This window comes from Aliikangiella coralliicola, assembly GCF_007004725.1.
In the GTDB taxonomy this organism is placed as follows: domain Bacteria; phylum Pseudomonadota; class Gammaproteobacteria; order Enterobacterales; family Kangiellaceae; genus Aliikangiella; species Aliikangiella coralliicola.
This window is the reverse complement of record NZ_ML660160.1, coordinates 520,457-537,040: the sequence shown is the minus strand read 5'-3', so window position 1 is coordinate 537,040 and position 16,584 is coordinate 520,457. Positions and strand designations below refer to the sequence as shown.

Here is a 16,584-nt window from a genome sequence, read left to right as displayed (position 1 = left end):
AATTTCCCCCAAATGATTAATAACTAACGCTAACCTCGTACGAAGTAAATTTTCGAATATTAATAACACCTGTATCAAAAATTAAATACTGGCCTTTAATCCCTTTTAGTGTTCCTTCAACAACAGGGTTTTTATCGAAGTTATGCGAAGTAATTTTGCTGGGAAATTCTAATACAGGGTAATCAATCTCAACCAGTTCACTCTCAACCGGCTCAATCTCATCCTCACCGAAACGCGTAATAAGGCTATCTATGCCTTCTTTAAGTTGCGATTTAAGTTTTTCCGCCTCACCAAGTATGTCTCTGGGTTCAGCATTTCCCTTGAGCAAAGCACGCCAGTTGGTTTTATCTGCGATTAAGTCTTTAAAGGCAGTTTCGACAAACCCTGACTGCTGACGGGTGTTGACTTTAAAAATGATCGAAGCCTGCGTCGCCCCTTGATCGATCCAACGGGTGGGGATCTGAGTGTGACGAGTAATACCGACTTTTAATCCCGAGGTGTTGGACAGGTAAACATAGTGAGGCGTAAAACAGTTTCTCTCCCCCCACTCAGGTTCACGGCAAGTACCTTCATGATAATGACAAGTTTCCGGCTTCATTATGCACATATCGCATTGCGCCAGCTTTTTCATGCAAGGATAACAATAACCTTGGGAGAAGCTTTTTTTTGTGGCTCTACCACAGTGGAGACAGGAGATTTTTCCAGAAAACTCAAGTTTTAGCGACTGACCTAAAAATTGATTCAGTGGTAACTCTTCCTCTCCAACGGGAAGACGGTAATTAACTTTATTTTCGTGATCACCCAGATCAGCGCGCATTTTAGCCAGTACACCAGTAAGCATATCGAATTTAGACCCCATCTAAATACAGTTCAAATAATCATCAATTGAGTGACAATCGATTCAAATAACCGCTCGATTTTAGCTTTTCTTTGCCCTGTCAACCAGCATTTATCGGGTTACCTGCCAATATACGTTTCGTTAATAAAGCATTCGACTAGCAACATTGACCAATATTTAAGCAGATAATCCTCGATTAACCTGGTCAATCATAAATACTTACATATTCCAATGTTAGAACTAGATAAGAAACGGTTACTATTCCCATCAACTTACTGATAGTCGAAAATAAAATACAGGTGTCGTTTTTTTGCAACAGCCAATCACTATTATTAGCGCCCTTTATTGCGCCCTCGAAAACAGACAATCAATTATAAATCAAACACTTAGAAACCTGCCTTTGCTCCAGTTGCGGTTTGGCACATCGGTTGCTCTTTCAAACTAACCAAACCAAATTAAGAGCAATTTTTATGAACAAAAAGTTTTTTACTGGCCTGCGAGAATTTTCGTTGATCTTAGCCATAATCGCGTTGTTAGGTAGTGCTGAAGTTGTGGCGGCGTCTGAAACAGGTAATGACGACGGCTTATCATTTAACTTAATCATCGATGATATTACTTGCCGAGGCAATGAAAACACCGATTGTAATTTTATTTTGAAAAAATACTATCAATCCGTCGGAGACCTGGTCGATCCAGGCGAAATCGCAGATGCGCGACTGAGGCTGGGAACATTATTCCAATTTAGAAATGTACGAGTCACTCTGGAAAAATCGAGTGAGCGTGGGCACGTTGTCGTTGTATTTATCGTTGAAGAAGCCGATCAAATTCAGTTTAATCTCGCTGCAAACTACGCAGGTACTGATATTAAAAACTACGAAAATGATTCTTTTCAACTAGCCTCCGGCGTTACTGATTTTAACTTTTTGGGGCGAGGCAAACAGCTTAGTTTTAATGTGGGCACATCTCAATCCAAGTCTCGCAACACTCAGTTTATTTCTCCAACGCTGTCTTCAAGCAGTCGTCAAAAAGCTCGTAATAATTATGCTGACATAGAATATTATGACCCGCACCTGTTCGACTCAGCACGATACTTTTTTACCGCCAAAATATCTTATAACGAATGGAATAACAGACATAACGTAACACTTTCAGGAGAACAGGAAGAACACCTGACAGTTAATGATAATAACAATTCCAAATTTTACTTTTTGTCACTAGGTCGACGCTTTGGAAGCTATTCCTATGTTCAACTCAGTGCATCAGATATCGATACGAATTTTAACGGCGGAAAAATAGATTCCGATACTGTCGTATCGATGAGTTACGGTCGAGATTCGCGCGACAATTTGTTGTTCCCCACAACAGGCTCAAACTTCACCGCGACAGTCAACCATCTTAACAACTCTCGCTATTCATCATTACATCTAGCTTACTCAGATCACTATAGTCTCACAGATAACTACGTACTGAGTTATCGGATCACAGATACTTTTGAATACCACGAAGATACGGGTTCGGATTTCGACCTTAATCCTTATTATTCATTAATGTTTAGTGACATAAACCAAAGTCAAAAACACAATGGTATCTACTCAGGCTGGCAGTACACTTTGCATTTTCCGTCAAATGAGGCAAGAGATCGTGGCGTAACTTTCGGCGTTGACTACATACATCAAACCGATAAGCTGATTTATCGACTTGCATTCAGTTATGAGAAAGAATGAGGAGAACCCCATGAAAAGCCTCCTCATTCTGTTTTTATCCATTTTGACGTTTCATAGCGTAATTGTTAGTGGACAAAATATAAAACTTAAATTGACTGAAACAAAGCTCACTAGTTACTTGCTAGAGATTGAGTACCCTGAGCGGTTGGTCTACCAAGAATTAAAAAGTGGCCTACCAAATATGATTGATTTCATTATCAAGTTAAAAGATGAAACTTCACAAATATCGAGACAAAAATTCAGTTTAATTATCACCTACGATCTTTGGGATGAACACTATAGTATTAGCCGTCTGGATTCAGGCTCGCTGACCCAGCAACTAGTAAAAGATGAGAATGAACTAAAAAATGCTATTTCGAATATTGCTTTTGCCGATTTTTACACCTTTGGAAAACGCCCCTCGACCGATGCACAATTAAACAAAGAATATTCAATATCGATTCAAGTACTATTTAATCCAGTGAGAGCTGAGCGTGTTAAGAAGATTTTAAACTGGATCAGAACCAGTAACGGTTACGACGAAGTTAACGAACAAAGTGAATTTACGTTAGCATCGAGGCAATCTGCTGCAAGCAAACCGCCCTCAAACCCGGTAAATATTATCGCTGGCGATTCGCACAAAAGGACAGTTAACAGTGGCGGCCCTCGATTCCAAAAGCTATTTGACAAGATACTGGAGCAGCAAATGTCAGATGATCAAACGAGCGCACAATGGAAAAGCCAGGTAATTACCCAATCATTCACGCTGAAGAGTTTAGCTCGTGAAGACGACTAAGATTAACCTCTACCTGATTGCGACGATATTGACTTTGTCTGTATCGTCTTTTGCTATTTCATTCTGGCTCATTGACGAAATTCTTGAGAGCACTGTGCGCTTAGGTATCAACCCCAAAACAGGAGAGTTGCTTTCAGAGTACCAAAAATCGTTGAAACAATTAAAGAATTTTAATCCTGAGCAAGAACAAGCGTACAAACAACGTTTTTTTGAAATTCAGGATTTACTGGAAGTTTACCGAAAGCCTGAAGAGCTACGCAAAATAATCAAGCATTCTTACCTGACCTACTTCCTCATCATTTTTATTAGCATTCTGTTGTTATCGATTGTAGCGGCAATTCTTTTAAGCAGAAAAGTATCCGACTCTTACAGAAAACTGCTTAAGAATAACCTGGATAAATCCAGGCGACTGCAAGATCTGGAAAATATTCAAAACTGGCAAAATATCGCCGCAAGCCTCGCCCATGAAATTAAAAATCCGCTCACGCCAATTGAAATGATGGTGTCAAATCTCAATAATGCCTATCACAGCCTGACTCCAGAACGATTCGATAAGAAGCTGAATCAAACGCAGCATATCATTCTTGAGGAAGTCGACCGTCTTAAGAAAATGGTTAAACACTTCTCGCAATTCTCAAAACTACCTGAAGCAAAATTGCAGCCCATTGAGTTCGAAAGTTATATTCCTGAACTAGTCGATGAATTATCGGAGGTCTGGCCTACAACTCGGTGGGACTATAGTTTCAGTGAAACCAATAAGCCTACCGCGATCAATCTTGATAAAGCACTTTTCAAGCAATGCTTAATTAATTTAGTTAACAACGCGGTTGAAGCCAACCCATCAAGTGAACAGATTAAAATCAAATTGGATATATACAACAGTAACGACGATTCATTGATACTCATCTTTTCCAATCAGGGAAAAACGATTTCTGAAGCCGACCACGCTAATATTTTTCAGGTAGGCTATTCGAGTAAGAATAATAAAAATAACCAAGGATTAGGTTTATCAATCGTCAAGAAAATTATTTTGGAGCATTTTGGCACAATAGAGCCAGTAGGTTTTAAACAAGGTGCTGCCTTTATGATTAAATTACCTATTAACCAACAAGTGCAAGCGAGTCATGACAAATAAACTAGAAAAAACAAATGGAAAAATTATTGTCATTGATGACGAACCTAATATTTTGTTGAGTATTGCATCCTGCCTTGAACTCGAAAATATTTATGTCGATACATTTACATCCTCGAAAGATGCGTTTATCGCAATGCAAAAACAGGATTATGATTGCGCGCTCATTGATATTCGATTAAACCAGGAGTCAGGAATCGAGCTATTCAAACAACTGCAATCAGCAGGTATTGATATCCCGACGATATTTATGTCAGGCAATGCTAGCTTAAACGAAGCCGCTGAATCTCAGAAATTAGGTGCTTATGATTTTCTTGAAAAACCATTTTCCAGTGAAAAACTAAAAATCGCTTTAGAAAACTGCCTCAACTTTTACCGGTTAAAAAATAAGTTGAAGAGAATTGAAAGCTCCCACCCACAAAACAAACTTATTGGAGAGCATGAATTAATGAGGCAACTACGCTCTGAGATCTCAAAAGTTGCTAAAACCGACGCCGCCGTATTAATTCGTGGCGAGAGCGGCACCGGGAAAGAGCTCATCGCACGAGCGATACATGAAGCTAGCAGGCGTTCAGAAAAAGAATTTGTTACCGTCAATTGCTCAGCCATTCCTCAAAACCTGATCGAGAGCGCACTATTCGGTCACACAAAAGGCGCTTTTACCGGGGCCAATGAGTCTAAAAAAGGCTATTTCGAAATGGCCAATCAAGGGACTATTTTCCTGGATGAAATTGGTGATATGCCACTCTCTGCTCAAGCCGCTTTATTACGTGTACTAGAAACCAAAGAAGTTCAAAAAGTGGGCAGTGAAAATACCAGCTATGTGGATGTTAGAGTGATTGCCGCAACCCACAAAAACCTGGACGAAGCTGTAGAGAAAGGAGATTTTCGACAAGACTTATTTTATCGCATTAATGTAATACCGATCACATCTCCTGCACTCAGGAAAAGGAAAAGTGACCTCCCACTGCTGGTGAATTACTTGATCGAAACCTTGTGCCGCAAACACGGTATCTCAATCAAGCAAACGGACAACTCTTGTATAAAACTATTTGAAAACTATACCTGGCCAGGCAATGTGCGAGAATTAACAAATACCCTCGAAAGAATGATCATTATGGGAGGAGAAATTTTAACTTCCCAAGATATTCCCAAAGATATCACCTCTCCTCATCAACAAAAAGACCGCGAGGTTAGTTTAAAATCCTACCGCGAATTCGCAGAACGAGAACTCATCGTCGACCGACTGAACCAATTTAGTGGTAACATCAGTCAGGTTGCCCGTTCGCTCAAAATAGACCGAACTCACTTGCACAAAAAGATTAAACAGTACGAGATTCAACGCGACAAAACATTTGGTTGAAGTATTTCAATTCAGCCAAAATTCAGCTTATCTCAATTAAACTTTTACCCTCTTTAGCTTATTCTATTTGAACTAAGAGCGATTAATCTTATTAAAGCCTATTGGTGAAACAAGGTACTTGAGTATGAAAACGATATCGAATATAAAAAAACTTCCAATCATGGAAAAGCAGTCAAAGGCAAAAAGAAACACGAACCGGCTGTTCTCTCTCTTACTCTTGAGTGCTTTGTCCTCCCCAATTTTTATGTCATCACAAGCCTTTGCTCACGAAAGTAAATCAGGACGCTTTTTTTTCACTTACGAATCGAATGGTGATGATTACATTGCCGGCGTCGGTACTGGTGTGACATTCAAAGATGAAGACAGTAACTTTGGCTTCCAGGTCAACAGTTCGTTCAACGCTGCAGAAGTGAGAGCCGATGATGGTTTTATAGAAGATTTCTTCGCCTGGCAAGCCTCTGTTAAATTTGGTTACTTTTCTAATATTTCGGTTTACGGAGAAGCCGGTATTGACTTAACCGAAGCATTATTTCACGACTATCGATATGATGACGATGACGATCACCATCATCACTTTGAAGATGATGTTGACGCCTTTGTTGGCGTAGGCATTGGCGTTGACACTGGGCCAATAAAAATTGAAGCATTTAGTCGACGCCGAGAAATCGACAGCCGATATTGGGAAGCAGAAGCAGAAACCTTTAGTGGTGTACAGTTATCAATTAACTTCTAGCAGCTAACTTTCTGATATTAATTTACAGACACTAACTTCCTGATTTAACTTCCAGACATTGCTATTTTGACGGGATAGCTTAGAATAAAAAGTATGCTATCTCGTATTTTCTTCGTTACTTCATTATTAATTTCCGGCTGTATTCTTTCAGCATGCACTAGCACCCAGCCAGCCAAAACACCGGTTATCATCGCCAAATTACCGCAACCAAAACCCTGGATGAACTCAGAGCACTTTGGCGAAAGACCCAAAATCATTTCACCTGCAGAAGTTTCAAGGCTATCAATCGAACAACAGTCAGAATTTCTCGCCTACTTTCGGTCTCACGAGGAGCAAGATACGAGAGCGAACAAAGTCATAGGAGACTACCTTAAACAGCATTTAAGCGACTTCAATTACTATTCAGATACCCTGACCGCACAAAACTCCTTAATCGAGCAACAGGGAAATTGTCTCTCTCTAGCGATTTTAACCAAGGCTTTAGCTGATCTGGTCAATGTGGAAGTCAAATACCAACTAGTGCAAACAACACCGGTTTATCAAAAAGAAGGGAATGTCATCTTAAGTTCGCAACATGTACGAACCAAGCTATTAGATCCCAAGATAGCCCGAGAAAAAGGAGAAATAGTGTTGTTGCGAGGTGGCGTTTATATCGATTATTTTCCTACTCTGGGAAGTAGAGCACTACGCAGTGTTGATGAAGCCGAGTTTTACTCGATGTATTACCGTAATAAAGCCGCCGAAGCACTGATTAACAAAAATAACGTTTTGGCATACTGGTTGCTCAGACAGTCTTTAAGCTTAAAACCTTCTGATGCCCACGCCATTAACATGATGGCAGTGGTTTATAGCAATACAGGGCAGCTAGACACCGCCGCTGAACTTTATCGCTATGGCATTGAAAACTCTGAAAATAAGCTGGATTTACTGAGCAATTACCATACTTTGCTCAAAAAAACCGGCCAAATTGAGGAAGCAGCCAAAATAGCCAAAATACTCGATCAGTATGACGACCCAAATCCGTTTAAATGGGTTCGTCTGGCCAATACCGCTTATAACGCGCGTAACTACTCTCGAGCTATCTATTACTATAAAAAAGCAAGCCGGGCGGCCCCTTATCTGCATGAGCCCTATGCTGGAATTGCTCGCTCAAACTTTCAAATGGGTAGATTAACCTCTGCACAGCAAGCGATGGAAAAAGCCTTACAAAACACCCATAAACACAACACTAAAAAGCTGTATCAGGCCAAATATGAAATGTTGTCGCAGTTGTTAAATAAAGACTCTCACTAGTCAGCTTGTCAAGATTGTCAATTATTATCATAGTCCATCAATTTTTTGTTAAATCTTGGGTCTTTTCCATCAATTAGCCGCTAATCTGACGCATTTTTGGGGTTATATTTCATCTTTTTTTTCACATTTCTGTGATACACTTGGCCGATATTATAAGGAGCAGTAATTTCCAGTTATGCCTATTTCCTGGTTGAAAAAAACATTTTGTATACTCGTTAGCTTAATCTTTTTGAGCGCTTGCTCAAACGAAGAGGCACCAAAAGCCGAGCAAGTATCACAAACCTATAAGTACAGCATTCCCGAATATCTCGATGATGGATGGCAAGTCGGGCATATCAGCGATTTCGGTTTTGACGAACAAAAAATAACAACACTCGTCAAAAATATGCAAAACCAGACCTATCCCGGTATTGATTCAATAACAATTGTTCGTGATAACACCTTGCTTCTCCACGAAAACTTGAGAAGCGAATTTTCAATTTATGATGAGTGGATTAATAACGAAAACCTGCATCGGCATGTGATGCATTCCACAAGTAAAAGCTTTGTTTCTGCCCTGGTTGGCATTGCTATTCAGCAGGGTTATATCCCCGATACTTCATTACCTTTTTACAGTTTTTTTAACTATGGCGAATACTCAAACTGGGACGCCAAAAAAAACGCAATAACCCTCGAAAATGTACTCACTATGCAACTGGGTCTGGAATGGGATGAATGGAACTTTCCATTTGGTGATGATCGAAACAGCCTGACCAACTTAACCGAAAACAACTATGATTTCGTTAAAGCCATGTTAGATTTACCACTCACATCAGAGCCAGGAACAGAATACGCTTATAACACTGTAGCCTCGATTGCTTTGGCCAATGTACTTGAAGCTGTTACTAATATGCCTATGGAAGAGTTCGCCCAGCAATACTTATTTGATTTGTTACAAATACGTGACGCAGAATGGCTGATGATCCCGACGGGCTCACCCAACACGGGAAGTGGCTTATTTTTACCCACACGTGACATGGCGAAGTTTGGGCAACTTTACCTCAACAAAGGTCAATGGAATGGCTTACAGATAATTTCTCCCGACTGGATTGAAAAGTCACTCAAACCCAGTGTAAAACTTGCCTGGGATTACACCAGTGGGTACGGTTATCAGTGGTGGTTAGGAGAATTTAAGGTGAATGATAAAATCATTCCTTTTTACTCAACTCGTGGGTTTGGCGGGCAGTTTATCATCACCATTCCAAGCTATGATCTGGTGCTTGCATTTACTGCTCATAATTACGAAGAAGAACTTTACGACTTACCATTTAGACTGACAGAACAGTTTATTCTGCCAGTCATCGAACAAGATCCTATTTAATTTGTTATTACACAAAAAATTTATGAAAAACTAGCCTGAACTCCGGCGCGGATGGCTATCAAATCCCCAGTTCAGGTTAGCTTAAAACCACAGCTTCTTTTTTTGATAGGCACTCAAACGATTTTTGATTTCATCTAGATCAACCCGCATATCTTCAGCCTCATCTAATGCATCTTCTTGGTAATCAACCGCTTTTTTAAAGTCTCCCTGGGCAGCATGGGCTGCAGCTTTAATTTCGTTCAGGGTTGCTTCGTCCCAAAACTGTCGGCTAGGCAATGTTTTAATAATCTTGATGGCTTTCTTAGGGTTTGCGATCTCTTTATTGTTAGAGGTCGCTAACATCCAGGCATAATCAATTGCCGTCGAAACCTCTAAATCATCAACATCACTCAAATACTCGACTGCCTTCAATTGTGATTCTTGAGTACCTTTTTCAATAGCTAGTGAAGCCAGTAATTGTTTCGCCTGCGGCTGACCACTCGAAGCGGATCGAGTTAACCAATCAATACCTTTCCCCCTATCAGAAATACAACCCTGCCCCATGATAAGACTCCGCCCCAATTCAAATTGGGCGCTAGTGTGGCCCTGAATTGCTGCCTTGATAAACCAATCATTCGGATTTTCTTTTTTTGGCATTTTCAAATGTTTATTCCAGACGCCGAACAAATATTGGGCGTCGGCATCGCCTAATGCAGCGTTCTTCTCTGCTTTTTCCAGGTATTCTTTTTTCACCGAAATTTCATCGGCCCCCTTCAATCGAAACTCAATAGTATAACGGAGTTTTTTCTGCATTATTGGTTCGCCTGCTTCATTAACGGCTGGCTTGAAACGCCACTTCTTAATTGCAGCCACAGAATCTTTAACGAAAAGGTTTTCCGGTAATGATTGAATTATATGAAGATTTCGCGGCTTTCCAGATTTATCCACATCCATTTGAAAACGAACCCAACCTTGTGCACCACTCATCGCCGCTTTTCTTGGGTATTTAGGATCTACAATTTTGACAGGATCCGCCGAAAATCCATGTTCGTTTTCCGCTTTTACAATCACGGGATAAAGTTTCTTCATTAAAGTTGCCGTTGAGTAATTTTTGTAAAGTTTATTGAATTCTGCTTCAGCAGCATCTTTGTCTTCTATTTTCGAAGCGATTGTCTGAAAAATTTTCTTTTCCTGAGGCTTACTCGTTTCCCCTTCAACAGCTAATTTCATCCACGCATAAGCTTTATTCAAGTCTTTCTTAACGTGTTGGCCATGGTAATACATAACGCCCAGGTTGAACTGAGATCGTTTTTCACCCAATTGTGCCATCGACAGAAAGTCCTGATAAGCTTTCGCATGCTCACCGGCACCATAACTGTCGAGTGCGGAATTGAAATCGGCCTCAACAGCTGATGACATGAATAAAAATAAGATAATAAATAGTTTTCTCATTGCATCTTCCTTGCAAATTATTAAATAAAAAATCCTCAATATTATTACACTACCTGAAAGTTAATTAAACACTATAAACAGGTGCAATTAATTGAGATATTTAAAGCTAAAACATCAACTCAACGATATTTGTTGCGATTTATTTCGAATCCTCGTCAAAGTTGTCTGAAATACCGCAGAAATGTTAACTAAAAACCTGACTTTTGAATTCACAACAACATGGATATTTTTTCCAACAATTTCATTGCAAACACATGCTACTCATTGAATTTTCAACTATTTATCCCAAAATAGAACCCGTTGTTAGAACTTTCTGTTACTAAAGTTTAAATTCGTTGCATAACCATTCGGATTTCCGAATAATTTCTTAAAACCGCCACAAAATAGTTGTATGGAATATCCTATGCATTACCAAACAGACGATGTACGTATTGATAAAATAAAAGAGCTGCTTCCTCCAATTGCTTTACTGGAGAAATTTCCGACGAACTCTGTGGCTACAGAAACCGTCTTAAATGGCAGACAAGCGATTCATAATATTTTACAAGGTAAAGATAAACGCCTGATGGTTGTTATCGGTCCTTGCTCAATCCATGATCCTGAAGCAGCCATCGCATACGCAGAGAAGTTACTTGAGTTACGCAAAAAATATTCAGACTCTCTTGAAGTTGTTATGCGCGTCTATTTTGAAAAACCCAGAACCACAGTCGGTTGGAAAGGCCTGATTAACGACCCTTATCTTGATAACAGCTTCAGAATTAATGAAGGACTTAAGCTGGCGAGAAAATTATTGGTGGACATCAACAGTATGGGTTTACCGGCAGCCGGAGAATTTCTGGATATGATCACGCCGCAATACATTGCTGACCTGATGAGCTGGGGAGCTATTGGCGCGCGAACTACCGAGTCGCAAGTTCATCGAGAACTCGCCTCAGGACTATCTTGTCCCGTCGGATTTAAAAATGGCACCAATGGTAATATTCGCATCGCGGTTGATGCAATCAGGGCGGCCAGTTCCGCCCATCACTTCCTCTCAGTTACCAAATATGGGCACTCTGCAATCGTACAAACAGCGGGCAATGCGGACTGTCATATCATTTTACGCGGTGGCAAAACTCCCAATTATGATCGCGAGAGCGTGACATCAGTTGTCGCCGGTCTTAATGAGGCTAAAGTCAATCCAAAAGTGATGGTCGACTTTAGTCACGCTAACAGTAACAAAGAATTCAAACGTCAGCTGATTGTTTGTGATGATGTTTGCCAGCAAATTGAACAAGGTGATGAACATATTTTCGGCGTTATGGTGGAAAGTTTTCTTCAAGAAGGTAATCAAAAATTAAAAGATAATAAAGCAGAAACTTTTGGACAAAGTATTACCGATGGTTGCATTGGTTGGGAAGACACCGAACTATTACTTGATAAATTATCACAATCAGTTTCCAAATCCCGACAAGTTTAAAGCTGACGAGTAACTTACGGCTGGCGGATAAATCAATAAAACCAGCCGTTATTCTGAATAATCGAGTTTGAATAATCCGACCGCTGATTTATTTTAGATGTGCAATACGAACCATTGAGCGGGTTGGGTAATTTGTAAAAATACCGTCAACCCTCATTCGATGAAGATCGGCAATATCCTCCTCATAATCAACAGTATAAACAAACACCTTGAGACCCCTTTCATGGGCATCATTTACAAAACACTCATCAACGAAATCAATATCGATATGGATGCTATAAGCATCCAGTTTTTCAGCGAATCTTGCGTAGTTAATCGGACGACTTCCCGTTAAAGCGCCAATTCGCCAGGCCATATCTAAAAGCTTAATTTCTCTGAGTAGATGATGATTAAACGAAGACAATAAAAACTGCGATTGTTCAAAACCTAGCCGGCTCATCGCTTTTTCCAACATAGCTAGCAGTGGCTTTACGGTTTTCTCGGATTTTAATTCAATATTAAGGTCACATCTCCCTGCCACCAGCGTTAACACTTCCCACAGCGTGGGAATTTTCTCACCTTTTCCGGCATCCAATAACTTCAATTGAGACAATGGCTTTTCGCTGACTCGACCTTCACCATCCGTTGTCTTATGCAACCAGCGATCATGAATGACTATCAGCTCGCCTTCGGTCTGGTGAATATCAATTTCCACCGCGTCAACCTGCATCTTTAACGCGGCTTCAATCGCTAATAATGTGTTTTCGGGCTCGTGTCCACTGGCGCCACGATGGGCAATGACTCTCATATTTGATTAACTCATTAGAAAAACTCAAATCGATTATTTTCTATCAACTTGAATTACTTTCTCAAATAGTTACTTCAATGATAAGTGTCAAATTATCTAATAAACAGCTGGAAAATGTCTATTAAAAAGTTATCCCTTGCCTGAGCGCTTTCGAGTGCGCATTGCCTTCACTTAATTTGTCTGCAAAATCAATCAAACTGGATTCCGTCGTTTGCCAATCAATACACGCATCAGTGATCGAAACACCATACTTAAGTGATTCTTTTGCGCCCGAAATAGGTTGATTACCTTCGTTCAAGTGACTTTCTAACATGAATCCGATTATTGAATCATTACCCGCCACAATCTGCCCTAATACATCCTGTAAAACGATCGGTTGCCGGCGATGGTCTTTATTCGAATTACCATGGCTGCAATCGACCATAATATTAGTGGGTAAGCCTGCGCTGCGTAATTTTTCCTCATATTCCGCCACCTGTTCCGCCTGATAATTTGGCTTGACTCCACCGCGCAAAATTACGTGCCCATGCCGGTTTCCAGTTGTCTCTAATAAAGTCACCTGGCCTTGTTGATTAATTCCCATAAAACTGTGACCACTTGCCGCCGCTTTCATCGCATTGATCGCCGCAGAAGCGGAGCCATCTGTGCCATTTTTAAAACCCATCGGCATCGACAATCCACTTGCCATTTCTCGATGAGTTTGAGATTCACTGGTTCTTGCTCCTATCGCCGCCCATGAAACTAAATCAGACAGATATTGAGGAGAAATTGGATCTAGTACTTCGGTACCCACCGGCAACTCCAACTCTGCTAACCAACGCATCAACTCTCTGGCCTGGGCTAAACCTTGCTCAACTTCAAAACTATTATTTAAATGGGGATCATTGATCAAGCCTTTCCAACCGACAGTTGTCCTTGGTTTTTCAAAATACACTCGCATCACAATAAATAATTCATCAGATAAATATTGATGAAGCCGTTTGAGTTTTAGTGCATATTCCTTAGCGGATTTGATGTCGTGTATTGAGCAAGGCCCGACAATAGCTAATTTTCTATGATCCTCACCAGCTAAAATATTGGCAATCGTTTGCCGGGAACCCGCAACAAATTGGAGTGCGGCTTCACTGATCGGTAGTTTTCCCTTGAGCGCGGCGGGAGTCAGTAGAACTTTTTCAGAAGCAATATTAAGATCATTGACTCGATTCATTGCTAATTTTGTGTTGATGCTTGTATTGGTTAACATGTTAATTTTCTCGTATTGTTTGCTTCGATCTAATCCTATCGTTGATCATTTAATGTCTTTGCTCATTTAGCACTTATGCTCAACCATTTTCTGAATCATTAAATTCTGACTATCGAAAATTTTTGACTAATAGTGATCATGTGATCGAAATTAATTTTTAGTTGTCAGGTGACAAAAATATTTTTTTTCGGCTAGAAATAGCTTTAGTTAAAATATCAAAACCAAAGTTAGCCGTTGAAACTGTGTCTAGTATCTAAAATAGGAGTGGCGATAACGACGAGAAAAGAAAATATATTGGGAAGCCAGGCAAATAAACGTGCTGAAGGAAGTTGAAGTTAATTGGGTTCGGATACGATTGCCAATCATTCGACTGCTATTCATTCGACTGATTATCGATTGCTGAGCCGCTGCTCGCGACCTCAAGTATTGCGGCTTCGATTGTAAGCCATTTTTCTGGTGCACCACTTTTCTCCAATTGGCGAAATCAAGTTGTAGCAACCATTGTTAACCCGAAGTAAACTAAAACCAACGAACTTTTTGGAATATTGTTAACTTCAAAGCAAAGACGCGCATAGCCTTTTACCGGCCACCGGCAACATCGATAAATGTCCCAGTCGCATAGGAAGCTTCATCGGATAAAAGCCAGCTAATCGCGGCAGCAACTTCGTTGGGATCACCACCCCGTTTCATTGGAATATTATCCTTAATTCTATCTACTCTTCCCGGTTCACCTCCATCGGCGTGCATATCGGTATAAATAAAGCCCGGACGAACCCCGTTAACGCGAATACCTTGATTAGCAACTTCCAGCGATAATCCTCTGGTTAATGTATCGATTGCACCTTTTGACGCAGCATAATCGACATATTCTCCGGCAGATCCCGTACGAGCAGCAACCGAAGATACATTAACAATAGCGCCACCGCTCCCACCATTTTTTATCGCCATCCGTTTAACCGCTTCCCGACTACACAAAAAATAGCTGGTGATATTGGTCGTTAGAATTTGATTAATTCTTGCTGCGGTCATTTGTTCTACCGTCGTTTGCGGCAGTAAAATACCAGCGTTATTTACCAGTCCGCTAATTGTACCGAGTTGCTCATCAAGGGTCTCAAACAGCCGCATAACATCGGATTCAATCGACACATCGGCCTGCACTGCAATGGCCCGCACTCCCGATTCTTTTAATTCAGCGACCATATCTTGTGCGGCCTCAGAATTCGACCGATAGTTAACGGCAATATCATAACCATTTCTGGCTAATACCCGAGCTGTCTCCGCACCAATACCTCGACTGGCGCCGGTAATCAGAACTGTTTTATTAGTTGAATTCTTATTCATTGAATCCTCATTTATTGCAGCCTTATCAACTAAAACCTCATCCACCGAAACCATACTGATCGAACCCCCAGTTGAGAACCTGCTAAATTATCACCTTTTAAAGCGTAGCAACTCTCATTATTTTTATGCGTTCCGCCAATGGTTCCTTTCAATACTAACGGGATTTCGATTCCTGATAGTTGCGCATCGCTTGTTGAAACTTTTTGACAGTTGGCTTTACCAACGGGCGATACAAAAACCGGAAAAGCCAACCCGGGCCAAATTTAGCTCTTTCTTCCATTGCGACTCTGGCCCTGGGATGATCCATAAATCGAAAACCTGATGGGCGATATAATTTATTGTCGCGTCGAAATTCAAATCCACAAATGTATTTGACATTTTTATAACCATAGTGAGCAGGAGCAACCAGACGCACCGGCGCACCATGCTCCAAGGTCAGTGGAGAGCCATTTAATTGATCAGCCAGCATGACATCCTCAGCTAAAAGATCGGCTAACGGAAGGCAAGTACGATAGCCGTCTTGCGCACGTAAAATAACAAAGCCAATATCTTCAGCAGGCAAAGCTTTCGCTTTAACTATTTTGTCGTAAAACTCCGAAAACCTTACCCCACTCCAGCGTAAAGATTTAAAACTCCAGGTTGTCACACAGTGAAAATCTGAAGTTTGTTCAACTCGCGGCAACTTGGAGAAAACCTCGGAAATTGACATTGGCTGCGCCACATCTCCAGTTATCTCAAAAACAACCTGATCGAGTTGCCGTGGAAACCGATTAGCAAATGGGGTTAAACCAAAACGATAAAATGTTTCAGACTCGTACTGTCCCGGCGGGAGTTTGGACTCACTTTTCATCATCAAGCCGTCTGGTTTGTCTATTAATAGCAGATCCACATGTTAAACGATAACTCGGGGCAATGCTCTCAATTCGAGCGAAATATTGATTCACTTGTAAAGCCAATGTTAACTAAACCTGATGTTTGGATATTGATATTTATCAGCCCTACAAACCAACAAATCCTGATTTTTATGTGATCTAGCTCATTAGTTTAAATGTTAGTCACAAGGATTTAGGTGAATTTCAGAGAAATCTCGCTATAATTTACTAGG

The 16,584-nt window shown here is 40.6% G+C and carries 14 protein-coding genes; 8 read left to right on the top strand and 6 right to left on the bottom strand.

The features are described 5' to 3' along the window. Positions 1–16: 16 nt before the first annotated feature. Complete coding sequence (locus FLL46_RS01970; protein WP_142891738.1) at positions 17–859, bottom strand: DUF2797 domain-containing protein; 843 nt, start codon at positions 857–859, stop codon at positions 17–19. Between the two features lie 449 nt (positions 860–1,308). Between FLL46_RS01970 and FLL46_RS01965 the strand changes: the two genes are divergently transcribed. From FLL46_RS01965 to FLL46_RS01935, 7 genes are all read left to right on the top strand, one after another. Continuing rightward, positions 1,309–2,562, top strand: a complete 1,254-nt coding sequence (locus FLL46_RS01965) for a BamA/TamA family outer membrane protein (RefSeq protein ID WP_142891737.1) — start codon at positions 1,309–1,311, stop codon at positions 2,560–2,562. Between the two features lie 10 nt (positions 2,563–2,572). Beyond that, a complete protein-coding gene (locus FLL46_RS01960; RefSeq protein ID WP_142891736.1) occupies positions 2,573–3,337 on the top strand; it encodes a hypothetical protein in 765 nt (254 codons plus the stop codon). Beyond that, positions 3,324–4,472, top strand: coding sequence for a sensor histidine kinase (locus FLL46_RS01955; RefSeq protein WP_142891735.1), 1,149 nt, complete (start codon positions 3,324–3,326; stop codon positions 4,470–4,472). The genes FLL46_RS01960 and FLL46_RS01955 overlap by 14 nt, the downstream gene beginning before the upstream one ends. Beyond that, positions 4,462–5,832, top strand: coding sequence for a sigma-54-dependent transcriptional regulator (locus tag FLL46_RS01950; protein ID WP_142891734.1), 1,371 nt, complete (start codon positions 4,462–4,464; stop codon positions 5,830–5,832). Before FLL46_RS01955 ends, FLL46_RS01950 begins: the two co-directional genes overlap by 11 nt. A gap of 124 nt (positions 5,833–5,956) precedes the next feature. Continuing rightward, entirely contained in the window at positions 5,957–6,565 is a 609-nt protein-coding gene (locus FLL46_RS01945; RefSeq protein WP_142891733.1) for a hypothetical protein, read from the top strand. A gap of 93 nt (positions 6,566–6,658) precedes the next feature. Beyond that, positions 6,659–7,858 carry a tetratricopeptide repeat protein gene (locus tag FLL46_RS01940; RefSeq protein ID WP_142891732.1) on the top strand — a complete coding sequence of 400 codons (1,200 nt, stop codon included), beginning with the start codon at positions 6,659–6,661 and terminating at the stop codon, positions 7,856–7,858. Positions 7,859–8,033: 175 nt separating this feature from the next. Continuing rightward, positions 8,034–9,218: a serine hydrolase domain-containing protein gene (locus tag FLL46_RS01935; RefSeq protein ID WP_142891731.1), complete on the top strand. Its 1,185-nt coding sequence runs from the start codon at positions 8,034–8,036 to the stop codon at positions 9,216–9,218. An 81-nt stretch (positions 9,219–9,299) separates the two neighbouring features. Here FLL46_RS01935 and FLL46_RS01930 read toward each other — a convergent pair whose 3' ends face one another. After that, positions 9,300–10,649, bottom strand: a complete 1,350-nt coding sequence (locus tag FLL46_RS01930; RefSeq protein ID WP_142891730.1) for a TonB family protein — start codon at positions 10,647–10,649, stop codon at positions 9,300–9,302. A 403-nt stretch (positions 10,650–11,052) separates the two neighbouring features. On the opposite strand from FLL46_RS01930, the gene aroG reads away from it, so the two are divergent. After that, positions 11,053–12,108: a 3-deoxy-7-phosphoheptulonate synthase AroG gene (gene aroG, locus FLL46_RS01925; protein ID WP_142891729.1), complete on the top strand. Its 1,056-nt coding sequence runs from the start codon at positions 11,053–11,055 to the stop codon at positions 12,106–12,108. 88 nt (positions 12,109–12,196) lie between these two features. On the opposite strand, the gene FLL46_RS01920 is transcribed toward aroG, so the two are convergent. From FLL46_RS01920 to FLL46_RS01905, 4 genes are all read right to left on the bottom strand, one after another. Further along, positions 12,197–12,895, bottom strand: coding sequence for a glycerophosphodiester phosphodiesterase (locus FLL46_RS01920; RefSeq protein ID WP_142891728.1), 699 nt, complete (start codon positions 12,893–12,895; stop codon positions 12,197–12,199). A 121-nt stretch (positions 12,896–13,016) separates the two neighbouring features. After that, the gene (locus tag FLL46_RS01915; RefSeq protein WP_281281926.1) at positions 13,017–14,138 is read right to left on the bottom strand and encodes a 3-deoxy-7-phosphoheptulonate synthase; all 1,122 of its coding nucleotides are present in this window, start codon (positions 14,136–14,138) and stop codon (positions 13,017–13,019) included. A 579-nt stretch (positions 14,139–14,717) separates the two neighbouring features. Then, positions 14,718–15,479 (bottom strand): SDR family oxidoreductase, encoded by a 762-nt coding sequence (locus tag FLL46_RS01910; protein WP_142891727.1) that lies wholly within the window; start codon positions 15,477–15,479, stop codon positions 14,718–14,720. A gap of 154 nt (positions 15,480–15,633) precedes the next feature. Then, entirely contained in the window at positions 15,634–16,332 is a 699-nt protein-coding gene (locus FLL46_RS01905; protein ID WP_142891726.1) for a molybdopterin-dependent oxidoreductase, read from the bottom strand. Between the last annotated feature and the right edge of the window lie 252 nt (positions 16,333–16,584).